This is a genomic window from Janthinobacterium sp. 61 (assembly GCF_002846335.1).
GTDB lineage: Bacteria > Pseudomonadota > Gammaproteobacteria > Burkholderiales > Burkholderiaceae_D > Janthinobacterium.
On record NZ_PJMQ01000001.1, the window covers coordinates 2,476,522 to 2,502,608 of the forward strand.

A 26,087-nucleotide genomic window follows, 5' to 3' on the forward strand; every position below is an offset into this window, starting at 1 on the left:
GCGGAAACCGGACGCAGCCATGCCAACCTCATACTCCCCAGATTACCAGCGCTTGTCAATCGGCATATCCAACAACGGTTTCAATTTCTCCGCGATCACTTCGCGCGCGCGAAAAATGCGGCTGCGCACGGTGCCAATGGGGCACGCCATGATTTCCGAAATCTCTTCATAGCTGAGGCCCTCGATCTCGCGCAGCACGATGGCCGTGCGCAGCTCGATGGGCAGCACTTCCATGGCCGCATTGACGGTGACTGCAATCTGCTTGCTGGCCAGCACGGATTCGGGCGTATTGTTGTCGCGCAATTTAGTGCCGTCATCGAAGGATTCCGCCTGCTCGACGTCGGCATCGCAGGACGTGGCGGCGCGCCGCCCCTGCGTGACGAGATAATTCTTGGCCGTATTGATGCCGATGCGATACAACCAGGTATAAAAGGCGGCATCGCCGCGAAAATGGCGCAGCGCCCGGTATGCCTTGATAAAGGTTTCCTGCACCACATCTTCGGCCTCCGCCGGGTCATTCACAAGTCGCGACACAAGACGCATCAAGCGGCGCTGATATTTCGATACCAGCACATCGAATGCCCGTTTGTCGCCAGCCTGCACCCGCTCGACCAGTAACTGATCATACTCGCGCTCTGTGCTCACGCCCGATGCCCCTGTTCGCATGCAGCGTGGGCGCCTGTATGGATATAGAGTTGGCCCGCTGCAAGAAGTTCAGTGTTCGCCCCACTTTTATTCGTCCCCGCTCCGCGCCGCAATGGCCCGGCACGCCACGGCCAGCGGACGGAAGGCGGTGCAAGCGCTGCCACGCTGCACCAGCACCTGCGTGCGTCGCCCCGCGGCATCGGCCAGGCACAGCACCAGCAGCGATGGCCACAGGGTCGAACCGGGCAACAGGCGCAGCACAGGCGGCACCAACGGCGCCCCGCCATGTTCCAGATATACCCCCAGCCGCAACTGGCCGACCGGCGAAATATCAAGCACCTGCGGCTTTCTGCGCTTGCGCAGCAAAGCCAGCAAAAACACGCCGCCAGTCGCACTCGGCAGGGCACCGGGCCAGCCCAGCGCATAGCCGCCCACCAGCTGGCCGGGGCCAGGCTCGGACAGGGCCGCAACGCGCCACGCGCCGCTCAAGGGGCAGGCTGCCAGCACAGCACACAGCCCCAGCACCGCTTGCAGCAGGCGCAAACAGACAGGCGTGCGAATGACAGCCGCTACCGCGATCGACATAGTGACAACTCAAAGGGGAAAACATCAGGCGCGCCGGCACCATGCCGGGCAAATTCAGGCACCAACGAACGTTGGCACCGAATCAGCGCTCACTACGGTTTGACCGTAGCGAGCGCTTGAAAGTTCCTGCTTATTTCGCTTTACCGAAAATCAGCGTGCCATTCGTTCCGCCGAAGCCGAACGAATTCTTCACCGCATAATCGATCTTCATATCCCGCGCCGTGTTGGCACAGAAATCGAGATCGCAAGCCGGATCCTGGTTGAAGATGTTGATGGTCGGTGGCGACACCTGATGGTGCAACGCCAGGACCGTAAACACCGCTTCCAGACCGCCCGCGCCGCCCAGCAAATGGCCCGTCATCGACTTCGTCGAGTTGACGACCATATGCTTGGCATGCTCGCCGAAGGTGCGTTTGATACCCATCACTTCCGCCACGTCGCCTTGCGGGGTCGACGTGCCGTGCGCGTTCAGGTACTGAATCTGATCCGGATTCAAGCCTGCGTTGTTGAGGGCCGCGATCACCGATTTGCTGCCGCCGCTACCATCTTCCAGCGGCGAGGTCATGTGATAAGCATCTGCGCTCATCCCGAAACCATGCACTTCGGCATAGATCTTGGCACCACGGGCCACCGCGTGCTCATACTCTTCCAGCACCATGACACCAGCGCCCTCGCCCAGCACGAAGCCGTCGCGGTCGGCATCCCACGGACGCGATGCCGTTGCCGGATCGTCGTTGCGGGTCGACAAGGCACGAGCCGAGGCGAAACCGCCCAGGCCCAGCGGCGACACGGTCGATTCAGCACCACCGGCGATCATGACGTCGGCATCGCCGTACTCGATCATGCGCGCGGCAGCGCCTATGCTGTGCAAACCGGTGGTACACGCCGTCACGATCGCCAGATTCGGACCCTTCAGACCATATTTGATCGAAAGGTTGCCAGAAATCATGTTAATGATCGAGGCAGGCACGAAAAATGGCGAGATACGGCGCGGACCGCGCTTTTCGTACTCGGATTTGGTTTCCTCGATCAGCGGCAAGCCGCCGATACCGGAACCGATGATCACGCCGATGCGCTCGGCGTTTTCCTCGGTCACTTCCAGACCGGAGTCCTGCATCGCCTGGATGCCTGCAGCCATGCCGTAATGGATAAAGGTATCCATGTGGCGGGCTTCCTTACCGGAGATGTACTCTTCGATATTGAAACCTTTGACTTCACCGGCAAAATGCGTGGTGAAGGGCAATGCATCAAACTTGGTAATCGTGGCAATGCCGGATTTACCTTCAATGATTGCGCCCCACGCCTCGGCAATAGTATTGCCGACAGGTGAAACACAGCCCAGGCCGGTGACAACAACACGACGGTTTTTAGAACGGCTCAAGCGATTCTCCTGAAGTCGGTCAGACAGGCTTAGGCCTTGACGTGTGCGGTGGCGTAGTCGATCGCCTGTTGCACGGTGGTGATTTTTTCAGCTTGTTCGTCAGGGATTTCCATTTCGAATTCGTCTTCCAGGGCCATGACCAGTTCCACGGTGTCCAGGGAATCGGCGCCGAGATCGTCGACGAAGGAGGATTCGATTTTGATGTCTGCTTCTGCAACGCCCAGTTGCTCAGCGACGATTTTCTTAACGCGTTGTTCGATATCCGACATGTTATGGCTCCAAAGTGTGTGTTACGGAAAGTGCGCGCATTTTATCAGGTTTGCGCGTCCGAATACTAATTTCGGTGTCTGCTGCTAATTCGACCGAAGCTGCTGCTAAAAGATGTGATTATAGACAAAAACGATCGTTGAATCATGCCACAAACGCCCGCCCTGCCTGCCTTTCACATCAATTCATGTACATTCCGCCGTTCACGTGCAGGGTCGTGCCCGTGATATACGCCGCTTGCGGCGAGGCCAGAAAGGCCACCGCCGCTGCCACGTCTTCCGGTTTGCCCAGGCGGGACAGGGGAATTTGCGTCAACAGGGCCGCGTGCTGCTCTTCGCTCAGGGCCTTGGTCATGTCGGTATCGATGAAGCCGGGGGCGATGCAGTTCACGGTAATGTTGCGGCTGCCGATTTCGCGCGCCAGGGCGCGGCTCATGCCTTCCACGCCAGCCTTGGCCGCCGCGTAATTCATTTGCCCCGGATTGCCCGACGAGGCCACCACCGACGTGATATTGATGATACGCCCAGCTTTGGCCTTCATCATGCCACGCAGTACTGCGCGCGACAGGCGGCCGACGGCCGACAGGTTGGTGGAAATGACGCTATCCCACTCGTCATCCTTCATGCGCATGGCCAGCTGGTCTTGCGTGATACCCGCATTGTTGACGAGGATCGACAGGCTGCCATAGGTTTTCTGCACTTCATCGACGACGGCCGCGCAGCGCGCCGCATCGGTCACGTTCAGGACCAGACCCTTGCCCGCCACGCCTTCGGCGGCCAGGTAATCGGTGATGGCTTGCGCGCCGCTTTCCGAGGTGGCAGTGCCAACTACGGTGGCGCCCTGCTTGCCCAGTTCGGTGGCGATGGCGCGACCGATGCCGCGCGAAGCGCCCGTCACCAGCACGACTTGATTTGCTAAATTCATGAGTATCCTTAAAAACAAGCGCGGCAGGCAGGCTGCCGCAATCTGATGTTTATTTGAGCTGCGTCAAAATGCGTTCCAGCGAGGCCTGGTCAACAATGGCGTCGCCCACCAGCACCGGATCGATGCGCTTGGCCAGGCCCATCAGAACCTTGCCCGGACCGCACTCGATCACTTGCGTGATGCCGTCGGCAGCCACTTTCTGCATGGTTTCCACCCAGCGCACGGGGCTCGCTGCCTGGCGCACCAGCGCATCCTTGATGCCGGCGACATCGTTGACGATGGCCACGTCGACGTTGTTGATCAGGGCGATCTGCGGTGCGGCGAACGCCAAGCCGGCCATGTACTCGCGCAAGCGGTCCGATGCTGGTTTCAGCAACGACGAATGGAATGGCGCCGAGACGGGCAGCTTCATGGCGCGCTTGGCGCCCTTGGCCTTGGCCAGTTCGCAGGCACGCTCGACTGCAGCCGTGTGGCCGGCGATGACGACTTGCGCTGGGGCATTGAAATTGACAGGCTCGACCACCAGGGCCGGGTTCTCCGCCGCCGCTTCCGCACAGGCGGCGCGCACGTCGTCATCCGACAGGCCCAGCACGACGGCCATCGTGCCCTGCCCTACCGGCACGGCTTCCTGCATGGCTTGCGCGCGGAAGCGCACGAGCGGCACGGCATCCTTGAACGAAATGACGCCGGCGGCGACGAGCGCCGAGTATTCACCGAGACTATGGCCAGCAACAACGTTCGGCACGGGACCGCCCGCTGCCAGCCAGGCACGGTAGAAAGCCACGGCCGCCGTCAGCATCACGGGTTGCGTGTTGGTGGTCAGGTCCAGCTCTTCCTTCGGCCCTTCGGCGATCAGCTTGCCCAGGTCGAATTGCAGGGCTTCCGACGCTTCGGCCACGGTCTGCGCAACCACGGGGTTGCCGGCGAAACCGTCGAGCATCGCAATCGCTTGCGAGCCTTGGCCTGGGAAAACAAATGCAAATTGTGTCATGTCGACTCCGTTTTTTAATAGTATTGCGGGATTACATGCGCGCCAGCACGGCGCCCCAGGTAAAGCCGCCGCCCACGCCTTCCATCATGACGTTGTCACCCTTCTTGACGCGGCCGTCGCGCACGGCGATGTCCAGCGCCAGCGGGATAGACGCTGCCGAGGTATTGCCATGCTGGTCGACGGTAACAACCATCTTGTCCAGCGGCAAGCCGAGTTTCTTGGCCGTGCTGTTCATGATGCGGATGTTCGCCTGGTGCGGGATCAGCCAGTCGATCTGGTCCGATGTCATGTTGGCGTGGGCCAAGGCTTCGTGCGCGACCTTTTCCAGCACGGACACGGCCAGTTTGAACACGGCCGGGCCATCCATGTACAGGAAGGCACTGCCGGCCAGCGCCCCGCCTGCCACGCTGCCTGGTACGCTGAGGATGTTCGAGTGGCGACCATCTGCATGCAGCTTGGTAGCGAGGATGCCGGGCTCCTTGGAGGCCGTCATGACAATGGCGCCGGCGCCGTCGCCGAACAGCACGCAGGTGCCGCGGTCGTCGAAATTGAGGATGCGCGAAAACACTTCCGCGCCGATCACCAGCACATTCTTGTGCATGCCAGATTGAATAAAGCTATCGGCGGTAGCGACTGCATATACAAAACCGCTGCAGACGGCTTGCACGTCGACGGCGGCGCAGTTATTCGTGATGCCCAGCTTGCTCTGCACGATGCAGGCGGTGCTGGGGAAGCTGCCGAAGAAATCGGGGGTCGAGCTGGCGACGATGATCAGGTCCAGGTCGTTGCCGCTCAGGCCCGCCATTTCCAGGGCTTTTTTGGCCGCTTCCACGCCCAGGTCCGAGGAGTTTTGCGACGGCGCCGCGTAATGGCGCGCCGAGATACCGCTGCGCGAGACGATCCATTCATCCGACGTCTCGATGCCCTTGGCGGCGAGCTGTTCTGTCAAGTCCTGATTGGTGACGCGCTTCTCCGGCAAGTAGCTGCCGGTGCCGATAATTTTGCTGTAAGTTTTGCTAAAAACAGTCATGCAAGTACCCGTCCACTAAATGGTAGAGCTTGTTGAAGTAGGTTCATCCGGTACTGGCGTGCGCGGCATCAGCTCGGCGATCAGACTGGCCAAGTGCGCTTGCACGTCATTTTTTGCCGCATCAAAGGCACGGCGCAAGGCCCATTCAAACGAATAGGCATCGGCGCTGCCATGGCTCTTGAAGACAAGGCCACGCAAGCCCAGCAGGCTGGCGCCGTTGTAACGCGAAGGATTCAGGCGGTTGCCGATGGCCCTCAGGGCACCCCGGGCGATCAGTGCACCCAGCATGGTGATCGGGTTGCGCTTGAATTCGGAAGTGAGCACGTCCTTCATGAGGCGCGCCAGGCCCTCGATGGCCTTCAGGGTGACATTGCCGACAAAACCGTCGCAGACGACGATATCGGTCGTACCCTTGAAAATATCGTTGCCTTCCACGTTGCCGTAGAAGTTCAGCGCGCCACGCTCGTGGTCGGCCTGCAGCAGCTTCGCGGTGAGTTTCACCACTTCATTGCCCTTGATATCTTCCGTGCCCACGTTCAGCAAGCCGATCGTCGGGCGGGCTATACCTTCCATGGCGGACACCAGCACGGAACCCATGATGGCGAACTGGTGCAAGTGATGCGGTTCGCAATCGACGTTGGCCCCCAGGTCCAGCATGTAGGTCGGGCCGTTCTTTTGATTCGGCAGGATGCTGCAGATGGCCGGGCGGTCGACGCCGGACATGGTTTTCAATACATAGCGCGACACGGCCATCAGGGCTGCCGTATTACCGGCGGAAACGGAGGCTTGCGCCGCGCCGCTCTTGACCTGTTCGATGGCCACGCGCATGGAGGAATCCTTCTTGCGGCGCAGGGCCACTTCCAGGGGATCGTCCATGGTAACTTGTTCGGAGGCATGCAATACAGACAGGCGCGGATGCGTGTCGGCTTTATGTTTCTTCAGTTCGGCACGGATCACGTCTTCCAATCCAACAAGGATCAGTTCGGCTTCAGGCTCATGTTTTACGAAGGAAATTGCTGCGGCGATAGTGACTGAGGGACCATGATCTCCGCCCATGCAGTCGATAGAAATTTTGATTGTCATTTGTGTTGATTCAATACCGCTGCGGGCGTGCGGCAAGATGTGAATCGGACTGGAGCATATGCAGGGCGCAGCATGTCATGCACAGACCTGGACAGCGTGATTCAAAATGACGGGTGCGCAAGATGAATTGCAGCCGATAGAAAAGAAGAAGCGGCGCCACGCCGAATAACCACGCAACACCGCTTTCATCTTACCCAACAAAAACGTTGATTACTCGTCGTTTTTGGTCTTCAACACTTTACGGCCACGATAGAAGCCGTTAGGGCTGATATGGTGACGCAGGTGTGTTTCGCCGGTAACTGGCTCGACGCTCAATTGCGGCGCGACCAGGAAGTCGTGCGAACGGTGCATGCCGCGCTTGGAAGGGGTTTTCTTGTTCTGTTGAACTGCCATGATGACTCCTAATACATAAGTTCTAAAATTTTAGCACAATCGATTGGCAAATACATGCGAATCGAGTATCCCAGCGGCAAAGACTACCCGAAAATAGCCCGGACCGACATCGTTTATTACAATTACATTTTCACTACACTTGCCATACTCGATTACAACACGCGTTTGACACGTTCTTTACGCACTACAAATTATTCTGGCTTCAAGTCCTTCAGGGCCGCAAACGGCGACTTCTTTTCAGTCTTGAGAGCATCGAGCTGCGCCGTATCGGGGCAGACGTCGTGTTTGGGTACCTGCGGCAGGGCCAGCAAGGCTTCATCTTCGATCAGGGCCGCGGCATCCATGCTGCGGCTGCCGACGATCACGTCGATCGTTTCATCGTTGATGATTTCTTCGATCTCGTCCGCGTGCTCGTCATCCTTGCCCAGCATCAGAGTGGTCGTCGAATCAATTGCGTAAGCATACGGAGTCAGGCAGCGCTGGCAAACCAGCTGAACGGTGCCGTTGACCGACAAGGTCAGTTGTGGGTAGCCCAGCTTGCTGGTGCCGCCGACGATCTTCCAGGCGATCTCGCCGGAAGCATCTGCACAATCCTTGGTCAACCGGGTCATTTCAGCGACAGGAGTTACACCCTCGCGGCTCCCGCTGATACGACAAAAATCAAAGGCGTCGATCACAAAAGCATTCATTGGTAGAAAATTTCCCCGGAAAACCTGCGATAATAACAGGGTTTTCAGCACCGAGTCAAAGCCTAAGCATCTTTTTTGACGCAATGATTGCCGTATTCGTGACAAACTCAGTTATAAATTCATCAACACCGTCATGCCGCATGGGGCCTCAGTTAGGGGCTCTGCGCCCTGGAATTTGCGTGAAATTCCACTGACATCGACCAGTGCGGCCATGCCGGCCGCCATCCACTACCGAATGATACCAACTTCCGCCCCATTGCGCTTGATTCTTGCATCGAGTTCGACCTACCGCAAGGAATTGCTGCAACGCCTGCGCCTGCCTTTCGAGGTCGCCGTGCCCGATCTCGACGAAAGCCCCCTGTCAGGCGAAAGCCCCAGCGCCACAGCCCTGCGCCTGGCCCAGGCCAAGGCGCAGGCCGTACTCGACCGCCACCCTGGCAGCCTCGTCATCGGCTCCGACCAGGTCGCCACCCTGGATGGTGCGCAAATCGGCAAGCCGGGCAATCACGGCAATGCCCTGCTGCAGCTGCAAACCATGCGCGGGCGCCAGACCGTGTTCCACACGGCGCTGTGCCTGCTCGACGGGCGCCAGTCGCCCGCCGTGGCGCAAGTGGAAGATATCCAGACCCTCGTCACCGTGCGCGACTTGCCCGATGCCGAACTGGACGCCTACCTGCGCATCGAGCAGCCATATGATTGCGCCGGCAGCGCCAGGAACGAGGGCCTGGGCATCGCCCTGCTCGAACGTATCGACAGTGTCGACCCTACTGCCCTCACCGGCCTGCCGCTGATCGCCCTGACGGGCATGCTGCGCCGCGCTGGCGTGACGTTTTTTACATTTTAATCACCCTGGGGCCAGACCCGACGGGGCAGTGTGTTCCAGTGGAGCGCACTGCGATCCCGGAGGGACTGACCCCGGCCAATACAAAGCTAACAATATGACCGGCACCCTGTACCTGATTCCCAACCACCTCGGCCTGTCCGACAGCCCGGCCGACCCGCTGGCCCACATCATTCCCGAGCAGGTGCGGCAAATCACTTCGCAACTCGATTATTTCGTTGCGGAAAACGCCAAGACGGCGCGCGCCTTCCTGAAATTGATCGGCAACCAGCATCCGCTGGCCAAGCCCTTGCAGGAAATTACGATTTCCGAACTGAACGTGAATACCCCGGCGCAAGCGCTGGCCGGCTTGCTGGCGCCGCTGCTGGCGGGACGCGATGCGGGCCTGGTGTCGGAAGCGGGCGTGCCCGCCGTGGCCGACCCGGGCGCCGACCTGGTGCGCCTGGCGCATCAGCACGGCATTAAAGTGCGCCCGCTGGTAGGCCCGTCGTCGATCCTGCTGGCCGTGATGGCCAGCGGCTTGAACGGCCAGAGCTTCGCCTTCAACGGCTACCTGCCCACCGATGCGGCCCTGCGCGCCAAACGCATCAAGGAACTGGAACTGCGTTCGCGCATGGAAAAGCAGACCCAGCTGTTCATCGAAACGCCGTACCGCAATGCCGCCATGCTCGAAGCGCTGGTGGCGCAATGCGCACCTTCGACGCTGATCTGCGTCGCCACCGACCTGAGCCTGGACACGGAAAGCGTGCAAACGTGGAATGGCGGGCAGTGGAAGAAACAATTGGCTGCCGGCAAAGCACCGGACTTCCACAAGAAACCGACCGTGTTCCTGTTGTTGGGACAGTAAACGACAAACGCCACGAACATATTTGCCGTGGCGTTTTACTTTGCTCAACTACGATAGTTACGACACCTGACAAAACCGTCGCGAGCGGAAGGGAGAGGTGGCTAAGAAGCGCAACCGTACTCTAGTATGGTGAGCATCGCAGGCCGCCTATACCGACGCGCAGTAGGTTTGGCCAGGTGTCCTCAGACTCGGCGTGTGCCCGTGTTTTTCTGGCCGCCCTTACCTGTTTCCAGCACGAACTTGGCACCATCGTCGCGGCCCAATACCTTCACCAGGTACGGCATGACTTCGCGCAACATCGGCTCCAGCGTGTACGGCGGGTTCAAAATGAACATGCCGCTGCTGTGCAAGCCGAAACCGTCCGGCGACGGCGTGTTGACCGTCAGAGTCACGTGCAGCCAGTCCGAGCTGGGCAGTTGCTTGAGCTTGTCGGCGAACTGGCGCGATTCCATGCGCTGCAGCACCGGATACCAGACAGCGTAGATGCCCGACGGGAAGCGCACGAGGGCGTCTGCCAGGGTATCCTTGACCTTGCGGTAATCCATCTTGTCTTCATACGGCGGGTCGATCAGCACCAGCGCGCGGCGCGATGGCGGCGGCAGCAGGGCTTTCAGGCTCTGGAAGCCGTCGGCCTTGGTGATGAGCACGCGCTTGCCGCGCACGGTAGGACGCTCGCCCTGGGCCAGCGCATGCGCCTCGACCTTGCGGAAGTTGTCAGCCAGAATCTTTGCATCGGCAGGATGCAGCTCGAACAGGCGCAGACGGTCTTGCTCGCGGCTGACCTTGTCGGCGCAGTACGGCGACCCCGGGTAGTAGCGCATCTTGCCGCTCGGATTCATTTCCTTGATCAGCTTCATGTACTCGGCCAGCGAAGCGGGCAAGTCCGTGCGATCCCACAGGGGCGCGATGCCCGTTTCGTACTCGGCATTTTTCGAAGCATAACCACCGTCGAGCGCATACACGCCCGCGCCGGAGTGGGTATCGATATAACTATAGGCGGTATCTTTTTGATTCAGATATTGCAATAACTGAATCTGCACATAATGCTTCAACACATCGGCGTGATTACCCGCGTGAAAGGCGTGGCGGTAACTCAACATAAGCTGGCTAATTCCATAATAAAAATAAACAAAGGCGGGGCTGCGCTGACACCGGGCAGGGCATGAAAACAGACTGGAGGAGTCAGGCTGCGGGGCCAGGAAACAGCATGGACCAGCGTAATCAGCGCGCAATTACCAGCATTATCCACCAGAAAGGTGTATTGCATCAAAAAACACCGTTAAACAAGGCCATGCTTTCCCGGGACTGCCGCGGTCGGGCGCGGTAGAATACGCGCATCGGGCGCCCCGCGCCCATCAGACGACTAATTAGACACAGCCATGCACAGCCTGACCCTCACGACCGATAACCGCGCCGATGTCGCGGCAGCCCTGGCCGGCCCACGCTGGACGGTGGCCTGCCTGTGCGCGCTGTGGTGCGGCACCTGCGGCACTTACCGCGCCACGTTCGAGGAACTGGCCGCGCGCCACCCGGACACCGTCTTCGTCTGGATCGACATCGAAGACCAGGCCGATGTGGTGGGCGACCTCGACATCGACAACTTCCCCACCCTGCTGATCCAGCGCGAGAACAATGTGGCTTTCTTCGGCACGGTGCTGCCCGACGGCGGCCTGGCGCACCGCATGGTGCAGGCGCAGCAGGCGCTCAGCGGGGACGAACTGGCGGCGCTGGCCAGCAGCACACAGGAGCGGCGCGACTGGCAGCGCGACTGCAATTTGCGCAACATGCTGGCCGCCACCCTGGCACAATAAACATCAGGCCAGCCGCAGCGGCAGGCTGCGCAGCCGTTTCCCCGTCAAACTGAACACGGCATTGGCCACGGCCGGCGCGATCGGCGGCGTACCGGGTTCGCCCACGCCTTCGGGATGTTCGGCGCTGGCGATGATGATGGTTTCCACTTCGGGTGCCTGGCCCATGCGCAGCACGGGATAGTCGTGGAAATTGCCTTGCTCGACTTTGCCATCCTTGAAGGTAATCTCGCCACCCAGCGCCGCCGACAGGCCGAATAGCACGGCCGACTCCATCTGCTGGGCGATGATGTTCGGATTGACGGCAATGCCGCAATCGATGGCGCACACCACGCGCTGCACGCGGATTTCGCCATTTTCCACGGACACTTGCGCCACCTGCGCGACGATGCTGCCAAACGACTGGTGCAAGGCCACGCCATGCGCATGGCCGGGCGGCGCACTGCCCGCCTTGGCAACTGCCGCGTCGAGCACGGCCAGGTGGCGCGGATGTTTCGATAGCATGGCGCGGCGGAAAGCAATACTGTCCTGTCCGGCCGCATGCGCCAGCTCATCGATAAAACTTTCCTTGAAGAACGCATTGTGCGAATGCCCCACCGAGCGCCAGTAGCCTATCGGCACGGCACTGTCGGCGATCACGTGGGCGATGCGCTGGTTGGCGATTTCATACGGCATGTCGAATTCGCCTTCTGCCGTGGTCTTGTCAGGCCCCGCGCCGGGCAAGCCGAAGTTGCGTTGCAGAAACTGGTGCGTAATGGAACCGCTGACGGATTTATTATCCCAGGAGGCGATGCGGCCATGCTCGTCGAGGCGTGCCGAAAAACGGGCCAGCGCGGCGGGACGGTACATATCGTGCTGTGTATCCTGTTCGCGCGTCCACACCAGCTGCACGGGTGCACCATCGCACTGCAGCGCGATGGCCACGGCTTGCGCCACCATATCCACCTCCAGGCGGCGGCCAAAACCGCCACCGAGCAGCAGCACCTCGATCGTCACATCCTTCGCGTCGACGCCAGCCACCTTCGCCGCCACGTCAACGGCGATGCCGGGCGCCTGCGTCGAGACCCACAGCATCACCTTGCCATCCTTGACCTGCGCGGTACAGTTGACGGGTTCCATGGCAGCGTGCGCGAGGAACGGCGCGCGGTACTCGGCCTTGACGCTGCGCAAACCCTGCAAGCCCTTGCCCTCGACCTCGCCGCTGGCGTGGTAGGCATGGCCAGCTTCCGTGTCCAAGCGGCGGGCAAACTCCGCGTAGACGCCGGCGCTGGACAGGCCCGCTTGGGCACCGGCCTTCCACTGCATCGGCAAGGCGGCGGCGGCCTGCCTGGCGCGCCACCAGGTATCGGCCACCACGGCGACGCAAGAGGCACTGCGCTGCGCCAGGTGCGGCGTCAAGTCCAGCACCTTTTTGACGCCGGGCATGGTCAGGATGGGTGCCGCATCGAACGCGGCGAGGGTGTCGCCCAGGCGCGGCGGCAAATGCAGGGCCGCGTACAGCATGCCGGGCGGGCGCGCATCGATGCCGAAACGTGCGCTGCCATTCACTTTGGAAGGCGTGTCGCGGCGCGGCGCTGGCTGGCCGATCAGCTTGAAATCCCTGGGCAGTTTCAGCACGGGCGTGCCCGGGGCTACGCTGGCGGCGCGCTGCGCCAGGCTGGCGTAGCTGGCGCGCCGGCCGTCCGGGTGGATCACGGCGCCATCCTGCGTGCGGCATTGCGCGGCCGGCACTTGCCACTGCGCGGCGGCGGCGCCCACCAGCATGGCACGCGCGGACGCTCCCGCTTCGCGCATGGGAGCCCAGCCATCCTTCACGCTGGACGAACCGCCCGTGACGATCACGCCCAGCTCGCGCGCGGCCTTGGCCACCGTCCATTGCGCCAGCGCCTTGAGGCGGCCCTGGTCGTCCGGGTGGAAAGGCAGGCTATCCTTGAGCATGGCGACATTGCCAAAGATTTTATCCATGGGCGCCTGGATCAGCTTGACGCTGCTCAAAGGCACGTCGAGTTCCTCGGCCACCAGCATGGGCAAGGCCGTATGCACGCCCTGTCCCATCTCGCTGCGCGGCATGGCCAGGATCACCATGCCGTCCCCACCGATGGCGAGCCAGCCGTTCAGGGCCACGGCGCCATCCTGGAGCGGCAGCGGCGCGCTGCCGTTCAGGCGCTGGCGCGGCGGCAGCACGCCCCAGCCCAGCACCAGGGCGCCCACGCCGGCCACGCCGAGGCCCAGGCCTCCCAGCAGGAAACGGCGGCGCGACGGGGAGGATTGTGCGGCCATGGGCTATCCTTTATGGTGGTGATTGATCGATCCAGCGCTCTAGCATATCCTGCGCCAGCACCGGGCGGCTATAAAAATAACCTTGCGCCAGCTTGCAGCCATGGCGCAGCAGGAAGGCGGCCTGCTCTTCCGTCTCCACACCCTCGGCGATCACCGACAAGTGCATGCTCTTGCCCAGCTGGATGATGGCAATCGCAATCGCTTCGTCATTCACGTCCGTCGAGATATCCTTGATGAAAGAGCGGTCGATCTTCAGGGTTTGCACGGGCAACTGTTTCAGATACGCGAGCGAGGAATAGCCGGTGCCGAAGTCGTCGATGGCCAGTCCCACGCCGATGGCATGCAAATCGTTGATGAAACCAAGCGCATCGCCCGTATTCATGATCACCGATTCCGTCACTTCCAGCTGCAGGCGCTGCGGCTCCAGGCCCGTTTCCTGCAAAATATCGGCCACCATGCCGGCGATGCTGCCCCGCTCGAACTGCTTGACGGACAGGTTCACGGCCATCTTCGGCACGCGCAAGCCCTGCGCCTGCCAGCGCATCATCTGGCGGCATGCCTCGTCGAGCACCCATTTGCCCAGCTGGTTGATGAAACCGCTGTCCTCGGCCAGCGGGATGAAGCGTGCCGGCGGCACCAGGCCCAGTTCCGGGTGGTTCCAGCGCACCAGCGCCTCCACGCCGACCAGGCGGCCCGTGTCAATTTCCACCTGCGGCTGGTAATTGAGGAACATCTCGTTCTTTTCCAGCGAGCGGCGCAAAAAGGTTTCCAGGCGCAGCCGCTCGACGCCCTCGCCCGTCATCGACGGCGCATAGAAACGGTAGCCATTGCGCCCGCGCGCCTTGGCCTGGTACATGGCCACGTCGGCATTGCGGATCAACATGTTCAAGTCCAGCGCATCGTCCGGATACAGGCTGATGCCCACGCTGCAGGTGACGAACAATTCGTGGTCAGCCACCGTGAACGGCTGGTCGAACATGGTCATCAGCTTTTCCGCCACCTGCGTGGCGCCGTACTCGCCGTCGATGCATTCGAGCAGCACGATGAATTCATCGCCACCCAGACGCGCCAGGGTATCGCCCTCGCGCAAGCGGGCAGCCAGCTGGCCGGCCACCTTTTGCAGCAATTCGTCGCCCACATGGTGGCCCAGGGTATCGTTGACGTTCTTGAAACGGTCCAGGTCGATGAACAGCACGGCCAGCTGCTCCTGCTCGCGCGCGGCGCGCAGCAGGGCGTGCTGCAGGCGGTCGTGGAAAAGCAGCCGGTTCGGCAACGCCGTCAACGGGTCGTGGTGCGCCATGTGGTCGAGCTTTTCCTGCGACTCCTTGATCAGCGTGATGTCACTGAACACGCCCACGTAATGGGTGGTGACGGCGCGCGTGTCGCGCACGGCGCTGATGGTCAGCCACTCCAGGTAGATTTCACCGTTCTTGCGCTGGTGCCAGATTTCGCCGCGCCAGAAACCGCTGGCCTTCAACTCGCTCCACATGGCCTGGTAAAACGCCGCGTCGTGGCGCGCCGAGCGGTTCAGCGATGAATGGCGGCCCAACGCCTCCGCTTCGCCGTAGCCCGTGATCTGCGTAAAGGCGGGATTGACAGTGACAATGATGCCCTCGGCGTCGACCACCATCACGCCGTCGGCGATGTGTTCCAGCACGGTGGCCGACAGGCGCAGCTTTTCTTCCGCTTCCTTGCGCGCCGTGATATCGGCGTACACCCAGATGCTGCCTTCGTTGGGGCGCAGGGGGTCGAGCGCACAGCCGCTGACCAGCGCCCAGAACAGGCTGCCGTCGCGGCGCTTGTACTGGCGCTCCTCGCTGAAATCGCCGCCCATCGCCAGCGCCGGATACTGGCGCTCGCCCGCCTCTTCGAAGTCATACGACGTCATGAACACGATGGCGGTTGAACTGCCCGTCATTTCGGCGTGACCGTAGCCGAACAGCTCCTCGCAGCGGCGGTTGACGGAAATGATGCGGCGGTGGCGCACGAACATCACGCCGAACATCACGTTGTCGAGGATGGCGCTTTGCTCCGTCAGCAGCGCCTCGATGCGCATCTCGTGGTGCTTGCGCTGGCTGATGTCCGCAATGATGCCGTCGACCCAGGTGACGCCCTGCTCGCCCGCCTGCGGCTGGCCATTCTCGGCCACCCAGCGCTCGATGCCGAAGGCGTCGATGATGCGGTATTCCAGCGCATACGGCCGCACCTCAAGCACCGCCTGGCGCACGGCGCGGCGGTGCTCGCGGCGGTCTTCCGGGCAGATCAGGTCGGCCCAGGCGTGCGTGGTGCCCCGCATGAACTGGCGCGCCGAATAGCCGGCGATGTCTTCGATGGCATCGCTGACGAAATCGATGGGGCCGTCGGGCCGGTAGCGGAAGACGGCGCCCGGCACCTGCGTGACAATGGTGCGGAAACGCTCTTCGCGCTGGCCCACATCCTCGAACAACTGGCGGATGGCGGCGCGCATTTGCTCGAGCTGGGCCGTCAGGCGCCCCAGTTCGTCGTTGCTGTGCGAGGCCAGGGGCGTGTCGAAATCGCCGTGCGACAGGCGGTCGGAAAAGCGCGTCAGGCGGCGCAGGGGCTTCAACAGGCGGCGGTTCAGGAACAGCACGATCAGCGCCATCGACACGGCCAGTTGTGCGCCCAGCACGAAAATATAGGACATCTGCTTTTCGCGCAGCTCCTGCTGGCTGCGCGCATCGTCCATCTCGACGACGACGTGCCCGATGCGTTCGCCGCGCACGAGGATGTCGCGCTCGGCACGGTACAGATTGCCCACGGGCCGCTGCGGTGCCTGCAGGCTGATGAATTCCGTGTCGCCCTGCCCCAGCACTTTCACCAGCAGCACGGAGCGGTCGCGCATCACCGACTCGACCAGTGAATGGGCCGATTCCGCATTCATGTTCCACAGCGACTCCTGCATGCCCAGCGCCAGGATGTCGGCATTGCGCTGCAAGGCTTCGTTCAGACTGGTCCGCGCCGACTGGCGCTCATGCACGCCGACCAGCAGATAGCTGCCGAAGATGGCCGGCACGACCAGGCCCCCGAACACCACCACCAGCAGGGCGCCATAGATCGACGAGCCGTACAGCACGCGCAGGCTGGCGCGCAGGCGCTGATAGGGCGAATTAAACATGCGGCAACAGGGCAACAGGGATCAGGCAGGCGATCATGGAATTTTTTACAGGGGAATTCGGGTGATATGGCGGGGGAAAACTTTTTCAGGAGCAATTATGCATGGAAAAAGCGGGAAAAGTCACCAATAAACACGTGCCAATGGCGACGTCATGCCATATAGACAGGGCTGAAAAACCACACGCAGGCTGGCGCACCGGGCAAGCGCCAGCAGAAAAACGCGCGGCTTGCTATCATCGCGCCACTTTACCTCGAGGAACCACCATGACCTTCTCCATCTACTCCGCTTCCATCCCCGTCTTCAAACAGATCCTGGGCAGCCTGGCCGCCATCCTGGACAAGGCGGAAACGCATGCGCAAGACAAGAAAATCGACCCGAACGCCTTGCTGCAATTCCGTTTGTTCCCGGACATGCTGCCGTTCGTGCGCCAGATCCAGATCGCCACCGACTTCGCCAAGGGCTGTGGCGCGCGCCTGGCCGGCGTGGCCGTGCCACCGTATGAAGACAGCGAACAGAGCTTTGCAGAGTTGAAGGCGCGCATCGTGAAAACCATCGCCTTTCTGGAAAACCTGCCGCAAGCGGACATCGACGGCAGCGAAACGCGCGCCATCACCACCGGCAGCGGCGAAAAGACCAAGCACTTCACGGGCCAGACGTATTTGTTCCACTACGCGCTGCCGCACTTCTTCTTCCACGCGACGACGGCGTACGACATCTTGCGCCACAATGGCATCGAAGTCGGTAAAAAAGACTTTATCGGCAGCTATTGATCGTTGACGCTGAAAGATCTGGGGTCAGACCCTCGCGGACGCTGGCGCTGAGCTCAGCGTTAGCGGCCTTGGGGGTCTGACCCCGGCAGTCCAGGGGGTCTGACCCCGGCAATTGCTGCTGGCTTACCTAAGTATTCCGGCGCGGATAACCTTGAGAAAGAATCCGCACCCACACCACTTCCTTCTCTTCATCCGTCATCGATACCCAGTGGGCCACTTCCACTACACTGCGGCCGCAGCCGCGGCAGATTTCATCGAAGGTCGTCGAGCACACGGCCACGCAGGGCGTGTCTGGACGCGGCGGCAATTCCTTGCCACCCATCAGGACACCTTCGGCAAGCCGAGCTTTTCCCAGCCTTCGACGCCTAGCGCTTCCAGGGTGGCGATATTCTTGTCAAAAATCTCCGACGCTTCCGGAAAGGCTTCGACGGCGCGCTCGATGCTGTCTTCGCGCAGCAGGTGCAGGGTTGGGTAGGGCGAGCGGTTGGTGTAATTGCTGATGTCATCCTCGAATGTCTCGGCAAACTGGTAATTCGGGTGGAAACTGGCTACTTGCAGCTCGCCGGCCAGGTGCATGTCTTCCACGGCCGCGTCGGCCACATCAAGAAACTCGTTGTAGTCGAGAAAATCATTCAGTGTGTACGGATGGATCAGCAAGGTCGTGTCGATCTGCTCGGGGTCCGTGTCGGCCAGGGTTTGCAGCTCGTCCATCAGCATGGCCAGCAAATCTTCCGGATTGCTCGATTCGCACACCACATAGCGAATCTGCTTCTTGACGTGCACGGCCTTGGCGAAAGGGCACAGGTTCAGGCCGATCACGGCCTTTTCCAGCCAGGCAACAGTATTGGCGATGATGACGGCGTTGTCGTCGTCGTGGCGCGGCGGGGTGTTCATATGCATGACTCTCTATCAATATGGCGGCTGGCAGCCGAATGGCCGGCCAAAGCCAAATTGTACGCACTCTTTGCTCAGTCTCATACCGGACGACTGCCAGGCTTGCGCCAACCTCCCCGCCATGTATGCTATAACAGCGGCCGAATCACGCATCGGGCAAATTAAATTTGCAATAATGACAGCATTTGCGAATGGAAACTCAGTCGTTTCCCACTTATTGCCGCTTATTTCCTGTCATCATGCTGACATAATTCTTGACTCCAGCATGTGGATATACGTACACTCGCAGCTTGATCATGGGTCTGTCCGATGTTTCTCCGACGACAACAATGGAACACTATGCACGAAAACTCCTTTAAATCTACCGTCCTGGCGGCGTTGGCCTTGGCGCTTGCGCCCGCCCTCAGCCAGGCGTACGAAGCCGGTGTTGAGAGCGATAACGCGCCAGTCGCCGCCGCCACCGCACCGGCCCTGATCCCGATGACCGCCCAGGTCACGGCGAAACTCCCCACCCTCGACAACCGCCTGCAAAAGACCGACCGTCTGCTGAAAAATCTCAGCGACAATTCCGATCCCCTGCGCGAAGCCGACGTCTGGGGCCGCATCCGCAGCGGCTATGCGATTCCCGACATCAACAACCAACTGGTGGCCAACCACGTCAACTGGTACGCCACCCGCCCCGACTACATCGCCCGCACCACGGCGCGCGCCTCGCGCTACATCTTCCACGTGGTGCAGGAACTGGAAAAGCGCGGCATGCCGACGGAACTGGCCTTGCTGCCATTCATCGAATCCGCCTTCAACCCGCAGGCATTCTCCAGCGCCAATGCGGCCGGCATGTGGCAATTCGTGCCCGCCACCGGGCGTGATTTCAACCTCAAGCAAAACATGTTCAAGGACGAGCGCCGCGGCGTACTGGCCTCGACCGATGCGGCCCTGACGTATCTGCAGCGCCTGTATGACATGTTTGGCGACTGGCAACTGGCGCTGGCCGCCTACAACTGGGGCGAAGGTTCGGTGCAGCGCGCCATCAAGAAAAACCAGGCGCTGGGCAAGCCGACCGATTTCGAAAGCCTGGCCGACCTGATGCCGGCCGAAACGCGCAACTACGTACCCAAGCTGCAAGCGGTGAAAAACATCATCGCCAATCCGGCCCAGTTCGGCCTGACCCTGCCCGTGGTCGACAACCAGCCCTACTTCACGGCCATCGACAAGACCAGCGACATCGACATCACCGTCGCCGCCCAGCTGGCCGAACTGTCGATGGATGAATTCAAGGCCTTGAATCCGCAATTTAACCGCCCTGTCATCATCGGCGGCGAAAAGACCAAGATTCTGCTGCCGCAGGAAAACGCCGCCAAGTTCACCACCAATCTGGCGCAATGGGGCCATGCCTTGTCGAGCTGGACCACGCACAAGATCACCAATGCGCGCGAACGCATCGAAACCCTGGCGTCGAAATTCGGCACCACGGCCGACGTGCTGCGCCAGGCCAACAACATTCCCCAGCGCACCAGCCTGCGCGCCGGATCCACCATCCTCGTGCCGAAGACTTCGGCCACGATGAACAAGGACATCACCCAGGAAATTGCCGACAGCGCCACCATGCTGCTGGAAGCGGACCGGCCGGAACGGGCCGCCAAGGCACTGCGCCGCGTCGCCAAGGGCGGCAAGGTGCAGGCCGCGCCAATTTCCCTGGTAAAACCACGCATCCAGCGCGGCGGCGGCAATCACCGCGCCAAGGCCCGCCATTAAACTGCGCTACGTCTGATTCGTACTGGAAACACGCCACCGGCCGCCACAGCTTTGCTGTCGCGGCCGGTGGTACATCCGCCCCACCCACCCAGACAGGAGTCGTCATGGCTTTCTTGCAAGGCAAAAAAATCCTCATCACGGGCCTGCTGTCCAACCGCTCCATCGCCTACGGCATCGCCAAGGCTTGCCACCGTGAAGGCGCCACCCTCGCCTTCACCTATGTGGGCGAGCGCTTCAAGGAACGCATCACGGAATTTGCGGCGGAATTCGGCAGCGAACTGGTGTTCGACTGCGACGTTTCCAGCGATGAACAGATCAGCGCCGTCTTCAGCGATCTGGCGCACCACTGGGATCAATTGGACGGCCTGGTGCATGCCATCGGTTTTGCCCCGCGCGAGGCGATTGCCGGCGACTTCCTCGACGGCCTGTCGCGCGACAGCTTCCGCATCGCACACGATATTTCCGCCTACAGCTTCCCTGCCATGGCCAAGGCCGCGCTCCCCCTGCTGCATCCGGGCGCCTCGGTGCTGACCCTGACCTACCTGGGCGCCGCGCGCGCCGTACCCTATTACAACACCATGGGCCTGGCCAAGGCGTCACTGGAAGCGTCCGTGCGCTACCTGGCCGAATCGCTGGGTCCGCGCGGCATCCGCGCCAACGGCATCTCCGCCGGCCCCATCAAGACCCTGGCCGCTTCCGGCATCAAGGATTTCAGCAAACTCCTGGGCTTCGTGGCCGAGCACGCCCCGCTGCGCCGCAACGTCACCATCGAAGAAGTGGGCAACACGGCCGCCTTTCTGCTGTCCGACCTGGCCTCGGGCATCACGGGCGAGATTACCTACGTCGATGGCGGTTTTTCGCAAGTGATGGCGGTCAATCCCGAAGCAGATTGATACGGTGATGGCCGATATTGGCGGTATCGCATGCTGCCGGCCTCGCACCCCTAGAAAGACATCCGGGCGGCACTGCGCCACGCGGAAAGCCAGGGCTGGCGCGTGGGAAGGCAGCCCCACCATCTGGCACCTGGCCGACGTAGCGCAATCGACCCGGCAACATCAAGCTTGCTGGGGAAACGGCACAGGCGCCACCGCTGCCCGCCGACGTCGCCATCCCCGCCATGTTTGCCTGACTGATGGAAAACTACGTATTCCTACTGATTTCACATAGGAAACATGTTCAAAACGTGGTAGGACTTTCGTTTCCTCCCATTTAGACCGTGCAAAACGGCGGCAAATACGGTATAGTGTCGTTGTGCGCTGCAATATGTTCCCTTGAAGCGATGGCAACACGGCAGTAATCGCACTACAAACTTAGCAGCTTCGCAAGCCTTAGCGCATCCACAGGATGCCGCTTATAAAGCCCTCCCGCCTTGTGTGTCGCACCTGACACCGTCCCGGCGCAAAGCTTTTGTGCCGAAATTTCTTTCTAGTTGAGTCATTTCGTTTTGGTTGGCGTTGCTATTTTGCGTTCTGCTTTTTGCAAGAACGCTGATTTTTACGAAAGAAAAGAATGACATTTGAATCCTTAGGCCTGCATCCGTCCATCATCGCCGCTCTGACCGAATCGGGCTACACCGCGCCAACCGCGGTACAGTCGCAAGCGATTCCAGCCGCGATCGAAGGCCGTGACCTGCTGGTCTCGTCGCAGACCGGTTCGGGCAAGACCGCAGCTTTCATGCTGCCGTCGTTGCACAAACTGGCCAGCGCCGAACAAAGCGCCGCCGGCAAGACGCCGAACCAGGAAATGCAAGCATCGCGCGCCCGCGGCGAGCGTCCACGCTTCAAGGCTGCCCAGCCAAAAATGCTGGTCCTGACGCCAACGCGCGAACTGGCCCTGCAAGTGACCACCAACACCGACAAGTACAGCACCGGCATCCGCCGCATCAAGGCCGTGTCGATTCTGGGTGGCATGCCTTACCCTAAACAGATGCAATTGCTGGCCAAGAATCCAGAGATTCTGGTCGCCACCCCAGGCCGTCTGATCGACCACATGGATTCGGGCAAGATCGACTTCTCGCAACTGGAAATCCTGGTGCTGGACGAAGCCGACCGCATGCTGGACATGGGTTTCATCGATGACATCGAAAAAATCGTGGAAGCGACGCCAGAAGGCCGTCAAACCATGCTGTTCTCGGCAACGCTGGACGGCGTGGTTGGCAACATGGCCCGCCGCATCACGAAAAACCCGCTGGTCATCCAGATCGCCGGTTCGTCGAACAAGCATGAAAACATCACCCAGCGCGTCCACTTCGTCGACGATCTGTCGCACAAGAATCGCCTGCTGGACCACCTGCTGCGCGACGAAACGCTGGACCAGGCTGTTGTGTTCACCGCCACCAAGCGTGACGCAGACACCATCGCTGACCGTCTGAACATCGCCGGCTTCTCCGCTGCCGCCTTGCACGGCGACATGCATCAGGGCGCACGCAACCGCACCCTGGACGGCATGCGTCGCGGCCAGGTCAAAGTGCTGGTCGCCACCGACGTTGCCGCCCGCGGTATCGACGTACCGACGATCACCCACGTGTTCAACTACGATCTGCCGAAATTCCCGGAAGACTACGTCCACCGCATCGGCCGTACCGGCCGCGCTGGCCGCAATGGCCTGGCCATCTCGCTGGTAAACCACGCTGAAGGCATGAACGTCAAGCGTATCGAGCGCTTCACCAAGCAATTGATCCCGGTCAATGTCATCGAAGGTTTCGAACCTAAGAAAACGGCCTCGGCACCACGCTCGAGCGCTCGTCCAGGTGGCTGGAAACCAGGCGACAACCGTGGCGGCGCGAAGCCAGCGCAACGCACGTTCAGCAAGCCAGGCGCACCACGCAAAGATGGCGCACCTAGCACCGGCGGCGGCTACAAGGGTTCCAACCCGCGCAGCACCGACGGCGCACGCCGCAGCTACGGCGACCGTTAATCACGGCGCCATGCCGCCAGTAGGCGGCACGCAATAAAGAACGGCCACCAGATCACTCTGGTGGCCGTTTTTTTATGCCCGCCGCCCTTATTTCTTCGACACCCTCTGGCGCGACAGCTTGCGCAGCTTGGCTTGCTCAAAGCGCAGCTGCTGCTCCGGCGTTTCCAGCACCAGCGGCGGCACGGCCACCGGCTTGCGATTGGCGTCCACGGCCACCATCGTGAAATAGCAGCTGTTGGCATGGCGCACCAGGCGCTGCTGGATGTTTTCCGTCACCACGCGGATGCCCACTTCCATCGAGGTCGTGCCCGTGTAATTGATGGAGGCGAGGAACGTCACCAACTCGCCCACGTGGATAGGCTGCAAGAACATCACCTGGTCCACGGACAGGGTCACCACATAGCTGCCCGAATAGCGGCTGGCGCAGGCGTAGGCGACGCTGTCGAGGTATTTCAGGATGGTGCCACCGTGCACGTTACCGGAAAAATTGGCCATATCGGGCGTCATCAAGACCGTCATCGTCAGTTCGTGGGCCGACCAGTTCATCGCACTGTCCAAAAGTGTTCTCCAAGGGGGAAATAAAAGTGAGGGGATGTGAAAACCGGCCCCAGGGGCCGGCTGCAGACCTTACAGGCCCAGGGTGTCGATATCGGCCAGCGAGTCGCGGCCCTTGTCGGAAATGTCGTGGCCCTCGCCTTCCGCGCGCGCCACGATGTGGGCTTTCTTGCCCAGGAAATAAGCCACGTCCGAGTCCAGCTTGGTCAGCGGATCGACGGCGACAGCGCGCAAACCCATGATGCAGCGGCGCAGGAACAGCAGCTGTTGTGCTTTCTCGGTGATGGACAAACGGCCATCGCGTGCATAGCTGAGCAGCTTCAGGCCGGACAGGCGCTTGGCATTGCGGGCAACGCAAGCACTGGGGCGCTCGGTTTTGATGCCGCGTGCAACTTGCTCCAGCGCGTCATATTCATCGGTTGTTAATTTCTCGTTCTTCATTACTTTTCCATAAAAGGCCAGGTGTTCGGCCCCCATGGTACGCGCCCCGCTGCGCATCGGCAACAGGCAACGTGATTCAGCCGCCGCCCGCCTCACGGACGGCGTGCTGAAAATGCGCGTGGCGCGCGCTTATTTGTAGGTGCGCAGCAGCAGCCATGCCAGGCCGCAACCAGCCACAGCGCCCGCCAGGGCCAGCGCTGCGAGGTTTTTGCTGGTGATCACAGGGCGCCGGCCCAGGTAGATTTTGTTATGCAAGGAATTGCCCATGATGGTCTCCTGTACAAGAATTTTTATGATGTCTCATTATAAGAACAGAATCGTGACGGCCGCATGACACACAGCAGTTAGCGCTCTATTTGTATCCGCAAGGCAACGTTTATTGGCATTTTTGTTGTTTAAATGGCGTGGCAATCCCGCCGCCCGCGCAATCCATTTCCGACTAGAAATAAACAGCGCCCCGCAGTGGCATGCCAGCCTGGGTGCGCCCGGGTGCGCGACGACTTGCTCTTAACCCATCTTGACGGGCGGCGGCGGCGGCGTCGGTTCCTCGACGGGTACGGGATCCATATGCGGCGGCTGTTCGGGCGGCGGCGTCAGGGGATCGCCTTCTGGCGGCGGGATATCCGGTTCAGGCGTGCTGTGCGCACGCAGCGGGGCAGGACGGAATTGTGATGGCATGGTGACCTCCTTTGCCCCACTGTAGCCGATGACGGAAAAGACTGGCGCCCGCGAGCCGCACTACTCAAGCGTGAAAAAAACTCCCGCTGCAGGACACGCAATGAGCCTTGATTGGCCAATTGAGCTGTAATAAGCCTGCGCGTGTGAAGGCTGCGTAAAACGTCGATTTTTTTTACACAAACGCGAAAAACGGCAAGCCTGTTTTTATAAGCTGTTGAATTTAAATACAAATATTACATGGTACGAATTCTGCTCCAAGGGCGTATGAGGTTATCTGAGGCAGCCGCCACAGTGACCTGGTCCGATCAACCCTCACGCTGAAGGAAATGCCATGAAACCACTGTCCTCATTCCTGCGTTTCGCTCTCTCCGCGGCCGCCATCAGCGCCGCGCTGATCAGCGCTCCCGCACTCGCCGGTCCTTTGTTTACCGTCAACGAAGGCTCCGTCCCCGGTACCGCAGCCAATCAGGTTGTGGCCGACCGCATCAGCTTTGAATATCACGCGCGCGTCGAACAAACCATCGTTGGCGGTTTGGGTGGTGGCAACGACCCCTTCACTCAAACAGGCTTTCTGACCAAGGCCGCTTTCGGCAGCCCCACTGGCGGCAGCGTACCATCGCAATTGAATGCCCTCAATGGCTATGGCATATATGGCTTGTTTACCATTACCGGCCAGTCGGATACGCTGGCTGGCGGGATCCACGCCAACTTTCAAACCCTGACCATGACGCTATACATCGACCCCAACCAGGACACGTCATTGTCAGTCAGTAACGTAGCAGGCTCGCCAGTGAATGTGGGCGGCGCCTCCGGGGATGACTATGCGATCGTGACTTACACGCTCGATCTGGGCGAAGCCCACATTTTCGCCGGCCTGGCCCAAGGCGACTTCAAGGCCTTGCTGAACGCCACGCTGACGCCGCAAGGACAGTTGTTTTTCGTCAATCCCAACCCGTTTTTCCCGCTGGAGTCCCTCAGCGGGAATACGAACAGCTTCATCGGTGGCAGCCTGACCAACAGTTTCATCGCGATGGCCGACGGCGGCGGCCTGGAATTATTTCAGGCAGCCGTACCTGAGCCAGGCACCATTGCCCTGCTCGGCATCGGCCTGTTTGGCCTGGGCATGACTGCGCGCCGCCAGCAAGGCGGGCAGCGCCAGGCTTGACATGCGATCGTCC

At 60.9% G+C, this 26,087-nt stretch carries 27 protein-coding genes; 8 read left to right on the forward strand and 19 right to left on the reverse strand.

The genetic code is table 11. The features are described from left to right. Positions 1-42 precede the first annotated feature (42 nt). From rpoE to CLU92_RS11370, 10 genes are all read right to left on the reverse strand, one after another. Positions 43-645 carry an RNA polymerase sigma factor RpoE gene (gene rpoE, locus CLU92_RS11325; RefSeq protein ID WP_101481969.1) on the reverse strand — a complete coding sequence of 201 codons (603 nt, stop codon included), beginning with the start codon at positions 643-645 and terminating at the stop codon, positions 43-45. Between the two features lie 87 nt (positions 646-732). Then, positions 733-1,230 (reverse strand): hypothetical protein, encoded by a 498-nt coding sequence (locus tag CLU92_RS11330; protein ID WP_101481970.1) that lies wholly within the window; start codon positions 1,228-1,230, stop codon positions 733-735. Between the two features lie 130 nt (positions 1,231-1,360). Further along, on the reverse strand, positions 1,361-2,611 hold the full coding sequence (gene fabF, locus CLU92_RS11335; RefSeq protein ID WP_101481971.1) for a beta-ketoacyl-ACP synthase II: 1,251 nt from the start codon (positions 2,609-2,611) through the stop codon (positions 1,361-1,363). A 29-nt stretch (positions 2,612-2,640) separates the two neighbouring features. After that, entirely contained in the window at positions 2,641-2,880 is a 240-nt protein-coding gene (gene acpP / locus CLU92_RS11340) for an acyl carrier protein (RefSeq protein ID WP_008449912.1), read from the reverse strand. A 178-nt stretch (positions 2,881-3,058) separates the two neighbouring features. Further along, positions 3,059-3,802 carry a 3-oxoacyl-ACP reductase FabG gene (gene fabG, locus CLU92_RS11345; RefSeq protein ID WP_099763133.1) on the reverse strand — a complete coding sequence of 248 codons (744 nt, stop codon included), beginning with the start codon at positions 3,800-3,802 and terminating at the stop codon, positions 3,059-3,061. Positions 3,803-3,851: 49 nt separating this feature from the next. Continuing rightward, on the reverse strand, positions 3,852-4,793 hold the full coding sequence (fabD, locus tag CLU92_RS11350) for an ACP S-malonyltransferase (protein WP_101481972.1): 942 nt from the start codon (positions 4,791-4,793) through the stop codon (positions 3,852-3,854). A gap of 31 nt (positions 4,794-4,824) precedes the next feature. Continuing rightward, positions 4,825-5,823, reverse strand: a complete 999-nt coding sequence (locus CLU92_RS11355; protein WP_101481973.1) for a beta-ketoacyl-ACP synthase III — start codon at positions 5,821-5,823, stop codon at positions 4,825-4,827. Positions 5,824-5,838: 15 nt separating this feature from the next. Further along, positions 5,839-6,906 carry a phosphate acyltransferase PlsX gene (gene plsX / locus CLU92_RS11360; RefSeq protein WP_101481974.1) on the reverse strand — a complete coding sequence of 356 codons (1,068 nt, stop codon included), beginning with the start codon at positions 6,904-6,906 and terminating at the stop codon, positions 5,839-5,841. Between the two features lie 210 nt (positions 6,907-7,116). Beyond that, positions 7,117-7,299, reverse strand: coding sequence for a 50S ribosomal protein L32 (rpmF, locus tag CLU92_RS11365; protein ID WP_010399517.1), 183 nt, complete (start codon positions 7,297-7,299; stop codon positions 7,117-7,119). A 191-nt stretch (positions 7,300-7,490) separates the two neighbouring features. Next, a complete protein-coding gene (locus CLU92_RS11370) occupies positions 7,491-7,988 on the reverse strand; it encodes a DUF177 domain-containing protein (protein ID WP_101481975.1) in 498 nt (165 codons plus the stop codon). A 235-nt stretch (positions 7,989-8,223) separates the two neighbouring features. Between CLU92_RS11370 and CLU92_RS11375 the strand changes: the two genes are divergently transcribed. Continuing rightward, entirely contained in the window at positions 8,224-8,832 is a 609-nt protein-coding gene (locus CLU92_RS11375) for a Maf-like protein (RefSeq protein ID WP_101484631.1), read from the forward strand. 94 nt (positions 8,833-8,926) lie between these two features. Continuing rightward, entirely contained in the window at positions 8,927-9,676 is a 750-nt protein-coding gene (locus CLU92_RS11380) for an SAM-dependent methyltransferase (protein ID WP_101481976.1), read from the forward strand. Between the two features lie 182 nt (positions 9,677-9,858). Here the strand turns inward: CLU92_RS11380 and CLU92_RS11385 are convergent, their stop codons facing one another. Then, positions 9,859-10,776, reverse strand: a complete 918-nt coding sequence (locus CLU92_RS11385; RefSeq protein ID WP_101481977.1) for a 23S rRNA (adenine(2030)-N(6))-methyltransferase RlmJ — start codon at positions 10,774-10,776, stop codon at positions 9,859-9,861. A 279-nt stretch (positions 10,777-11,055) separates the two neighbouring features. Between CLU92_RS11385 and CLU92_RS11390 the strand changes: the two genes are divergently transcribed. Next, entirely contained in the window at positions 11,056-11,487 is a 432-nt protein-coding gene (locus CLU92_RS11390; RefSeq protein WP_101481978.1) for a thioredoxin family protein, read from the forward strand. 3 nt (positions 11,488-11,490) lie between these two features. On the opposite strand, the gene CLU92_RS11395 is transcribed toward CLU92_RS11390, so the two are convergent. Both CLU92_RS11395 and CLU92_RS11400 read right to left on the reverse strand, forming a co-directional pair. Next, positions 11,491-13,764, reverse strand: coding sequence for a xanthine dehydrogenase family protein molybdopterin-binding subunit (locus tag CLU92_RS11395; RefSeq protein ID WP_180338496.1), 2,274 nt, complete (start codon positions 13,762-13,764; stop codon positions 11,491-11,493). Positions 13,765-13,774: 10 nt separating this feature from the next. Then, the gene (locus tag CLU92_RS11400; RefSeq protein ID WP_101481979.1) at positions 13,775-16,900 is read right to left on the reverse strand and encodes an EAL domain-containing protein; all 3,126 of its coding nucleotides are present in this window, start codon (positions 16,898-16,900) and stop codon (positions 13,775-13,777) included. A 263-nt stretch (positions 16,901-17,163) separates the two neighbouring features. Here CLU92_RS11400 and CLU92_RS11405 point away from each other — a divergent pair, with 263 nt between their 5' ends. Next, positions 17,164-17,670: a DUF1993 family protein gene (locus CLU92_RS11405; RefSeq protein ID WP_101481980.1), complete on the forward strand. Its 507-nt coding sequence runs from the start codon at positions 17,164-17,166 to the stop codon at positions 17,668-17,670. A 127-nt stretch (positions 17,671-17,797) separates the two neighbouring features. On the opposite strand, the gene CLU92_RS11410 is transcribed toward CLU92_RS11405, so the two are convergent. Both CLU92_RS11410 and CLU92_RS11415 read right to left on the reverse strand, forming a co-directional pair. Then, on the reverse strand, positions 17,798-17,992 hold the full coding sequence (locus tag CLU92_RS11410; protein ID WP_101481981.1) for a DUF1289 domain-containing protein: 195 nt from the start codon (positions 17,990-17,992) through the stop codon (positions 17,798-17,800). Next, complete coding sequence (locus tag CLU92_RS11415; protein WP_373917852.1) at positions 17,992-18,570, reverse strand: DUF1415 domain-containing protein; 579 nt, start codon at positions 18,568-18,570, stop codon at positions 17,992-17,994. The genes CLU92_RS11410 and CLU92_RS11415 overlap by 1 nt, the downstream gene beginning before the upstream one ends. A 333-nt stretch (positions 18,571-18,903) precedes the next feature. On the opposite strand from CLU92_RS11415, the gene CLU92_RS11420 reads away from it, so the two are divergent. From CLU92_RS11420 to CLU92_RS11430, 3 genes are all read left to right on the forward strand, one after another. After that, the gene (locus CLU92_RS11420) at positions 18,904-20,319 is read left to right on the forward strand and encodes a transglycosylase SLT domain-containing protein (RefSeq protein WP_101481982.1); all 1,416 of its coding nucleotides are present in this window, start codon (positions 18,904-18,906) and stop codon (positions 20,317-20,319) included. Between the two features lie 104 nt (positions 20,320-20,423). Then, the gene (gene fabI, locus CLU92_RS11425) at positions 20,424-21,212 is read left to right on the forward strand and encodes an enoyl-ACP reductase FabI (RefSeq protein WP_101481983.1); all 789 of its coding nucleotides are present in this window, start codon (positions 20,424-20,426) and stop codon (positions 21,210-21,212) included. Positions 21,213-21,828: 616 nt separating this feature from the next. Then, positions 21,829-23,235, forward strand: a complete 1,407-nt coding sequence (locus CLU92_RS11430; protein WP_101481984.1) for a DEAD/DEAH box helicase — start codon at positions 21,829-21,831, stop codon at positions 23,233-23,235. 87 nt (positions 23,236-23,322) lie between these two features. Here CLU92_RS11430 and CLU92_RS11435 read toward each other — a convergent pair whose 3' ends face one another. The 4 genes from CLU92_RS11435 to CLU92_RS27790 all read right to left on the reverse strand — a co-directional run bounded on the left by CLU92_RS11435 (position 23,323) and on the right by CLU92_RS27790 (position 24,909). After that, the gene (locus tag CLU92_RS11435; protein WP_101481985.1) at positions 23,323-23,781 is read right to left on the reverse strand and encodes an acyl-CoA thioesterase; all 459 of its coding nucleotides are present in this window, start codon (positions 23,779-23,781) and stop codon (positions 23,323-23,325) included. A gap of 81 nt (positions 23,782-23,862) precedes the next feature. Next, the gene (locus tag CLU92_RS11440; RefSeq protein WP_101481986.1) at positions 23,863-24,231 is read right to left on the reverse strand and encodes a hypothetical protein; all 369 of its coding nucleotides are present in this window, start codon (positions 24,229-24,231) and stop codon (positions 23,863-23,865) included. Between the two features lie 129 nt (positions 24,232-24,360). Further along, the gene (locus tag CLU92_RS27785) at positions 24,361-24,498 is read right to left on the reverse strand and encodes a hypothetical protein (protein WP_166674638.1); all 138 of its coding nucleotides are present in this window, start codon (positions 24,496-24,498) and stop codon (positions 24,361-24,363) included. Between the two features lie 240 nt (positions 24,499-24,738). After that, the gene (locus CLU92_RS27790) at positions 24,739-24,909 is read right to left on the reverse strand and encodes a hypothetical protein (protein WP_166674727.1); all 171 of its coding nucleotides are present in this window, start codon (positions 24,907-24,909) and stop codon (positions 24,739-24,741) included. A gap of 331 nt (positions 24,910-25,240) precedes the next feature. Here CLU92_RS27790 and pepA point away from each other — a divergent pair, with 331 nt between their 5' ends. Further along, the gene (pepA, locus tag CLU92_RS11445) at positions 25,241-26,074 is read left to right on the forward strand and encodes a flocculation-associated PEP-CTERM protein PepA (protein WP_101481987.1); all 834 of its coding nucleotides are present in this window, start codon (positions 25,241-25,243) and stop codon (positions 26,072-26,074) included. Positions 26,075-26,087: the final 13 nt, after the last annotated feature.

Excerpts from the sequence above, each read along its gene's own strand:
- CLU92_RS11330 (WP_101481970.1), bottom strand. The coding sequence starts at position 1,230 with ATGTCGATCGCGGTAGCGGCTGTCATTCGCACGCCTGTCTGTTTGCGC.
- acpP (WP_008449912.1), bottom strand. The coding sequence starts at position 2,880 with ATGTCGGATATCGAACAACGCGTTAAGAAAATCGTCGCTGAGCAACTG.
- fabG (WP_099763133.1), bottom strand. The coding sequence starts at position 3,802 with ATGAATTTAGCAAATCAAGTCGTGCTGGTGACGGGCGCTTCGCGCGGC.
- fabD (WP_101481972.1), bottom strand. The coding sequence starts at position 4,793 with ATGACACAATTTGCATTTGTTTTCCCAGGCCAAGGCTCGCAAGCGATT.
- CLU92_RS11355 (WP_101481973.1), bottom strand. The coding sequence starts at position 5,823 with ATGACTGTTTTTAGCAAAACTTACAGCAAAATTATCGGCACCGGCAGC.
- plsX (WP_101481974.1), bottom strand. The coding sequence starts at position 6,906 with ATGACAATCAAAATTTCTATCGACTGCATGGGCGGAGATCATGGTCCC.
- rpmF (WP_010399517.1), bottom strand. The coding sequence starts at position 7,299 with ATGGCAGTTCAACAGAACAAGAAAACCCCTTCCAAGCGCGGCATGCAC.
- CLU92_RS11370 (WP_101481975.1), bottom strand. The coding sequence starts at position 7,988 with ATGAATGCTTTTGTGATCGACGCCTTTGATTTTTGTCGTATCAGCGGG.
- CLU92_RS11375 (WP_101484631.1), top strand. The coding sequence starts at position 8,224 with ATGATACCAACTTCCGCCCCATTGCGCTTGATTCTTGCATCGAGTTCG.
- CLU92_RS11380 (WP_101481976.1), top strand. The coding sequence starts at position 8,927 with ATGACCGGCACCCTGTACCTGATTCCCAACCACCTCGGCCTGTCCGAC.
- CLU92_RS11385 (WP_101481977.1), bottom strand. The coding sequence starts at position 10,776 with ATGTTGAGTTACCGCCACGCCTTTCACGCGGGTAATCACGCCGATGTG.
- CLU92_RS11390 (WP_101481978.1), top strand. The coding sequence starts at position 11,056 with ATGCACAGCCTGACCCTCACGACCGATAACCGCGCCGATGTCGCGGCA.
- CLU92_RS11395 (WP_180338496.1), bottom strand. The coding sequence starts at position 13,764 with ATGGCCGCACAATCCTCCCCGTCGCGCCGCCGTTTCCTGCTGGGAGGC.
- CLU92_RS11400 (WP_101481979.1), bottom strand. The coding sequence starts at position 16,900 with ATGTTTAATTCGCCCTATCAGCGCCTGCGCGCCAGCCTGCGCGTGCTG.
- CLU92_RS11405 (WP_101481980.1), top strand. The coding sequence starts at position 17,164 with ATGACCTTCTCCATCTACTCCGCTTCCATCCCCGTCTTCAAACAGATC.
- CLU92_RS11410 (WP_101481981.1), bottom strand. The coding sequence starts at position 17,992 with ATGGGTGGCAAGGAATTGCCGCCGCGTCCAGACACGCCCTGCGTGGCC.
- CLU92_RS11415 (WP_373917852.1), bottom strand. The coding sequence starts at position 18,570 with ATGCATATGAACACCCCGCCGCGCCACGACGACGACAACGCCGTCATC.
- CLU92_RS11420 (WP_101481982.1), top strand. The coding sequence starts at position 18,904 with ATGCACGAAAACTCCTTTAAATCTACCGTCCTGGCGGCGTTGGCCTTG.
- fabI (WP_101481983.1), top strand. The coding sequence starts at position 20,424 with ATGGCTTTCTTGCAAGGCAAAAAAATCCTCATCACGGGCCTGCTGTCC.
- CLU92_RS11430 (WP_101481984.1), top strand. The coding sequence starts at position 21,829 with ATGACATTTGAATCCTTAGGCCTGCATCCGTCCATCATCGCCGCTCTG.
- CLU92_RS11435 (WP_101481985.1), bottom strand. The coding sequence starts at position 23,781 with ATGAACTGGTCGGCCCACGAACTGACGATGACGGTCTTGATGACGCCC.
- CLU92_RS11440 (WP_101481986.1), bottom strand. The coding sequence starts at position 24,231 with ATGAAGAACGAGAAATTAACAACCGATGAATATGACGCGCTGGAGCAA.
- CLU92_RS27785 (WP_166674638.1), bottom strand. The coding sequence starts at position 24,498 with ATGGGCAATTCCTTGCATAACAAAATCTACCTGGGCCGGCGCCCTGTG.
- CLU92_RS27790 (WP_166674727.1), bottom strand. The coding sequence starts at position 24,909 with ATGCCATCACAATTCCGTCCTGCCCCGCTGCGTGCGCACAGCACGCCT.
- pepA (WP_101481987.1), top strand. The coding sequence starts at position 25,241 with ATGAAACCACTGTCCTCATTCCTGCGTTTCGCTCTCTCCGCGGCCGCC.